This is a genomic window from Micromonospora sp. B11E3, assembly GCF_039871625.1.
Classification (GTDB): Bacteria; Actinomycetota; Actinomycetes; order Mycobacteriales; family Micromonosporaceae; genus Micromonospora.
Genome location: NZ_JBDPMC010000255.1, coordinates 1 through 567, shown reverse-complemented (window position 1 = coordinate 567; position 567 = coordinate 1). Strand labels below are relative to the sequence as shown.

At 68.3% G+C, this 567-nt stretch carries 1 pseudogene; it reads left to right on the top strand.

Going from position 1 to position 567, the window contains the following annotated elements:
* A pseudogene (locus tag ABGB16_RS33955) lies at positions 1-567 on the top strand (hypothetical protein); the annotation flags it as partial.

Genomic DNA, 567 nt, shown 5'->3' with positions numbered 1-567 from the left:
ACATCGCCACCGTCAACGACCGGCTATGGATGGCCACCGGCAACAACCTGCAAGTCGGCGGAGACATGGCCTCCCGCACCGTGCGCGTGCATCTCGACCCGGACATGCCCCGCCCCGAGCTGCGCGATCAATCCGGGTTCGGCATCCCCCACCTTGACCAGTGGATCACCGACCCCGCGAATCAACTGACCGTGTTGTGGCACCTCCTGGTCCTCGTGCTCGACTGGACCCGCCAGGGAGCGCCACGGGTGTCCGGGTTGTCGATGCGGCAGTTCACGCCGTGGGCGCAAGCCCTGGGAGGGTTCCTCGCCCACCACGGCATCGACGGGTTCCTGACCAACGCCGCCGACGTACGCGAGATCGATGAAGACGAAACGCGCTGGCGCGCGTTCCTCACCACCTGGCACGACCGCCACGGCGGCCGTGCGATGACCGCCGCTGACCTGCGCCGCGACGCCGAACCGATGCAGCTCGGCAGCGACGTCAACGACCCGTGGGACGGGCAGTTCATCACCACCCACAACGGCCGGCTACCCAACCCGCTGCAACTCGGCCGGATGCTCACCG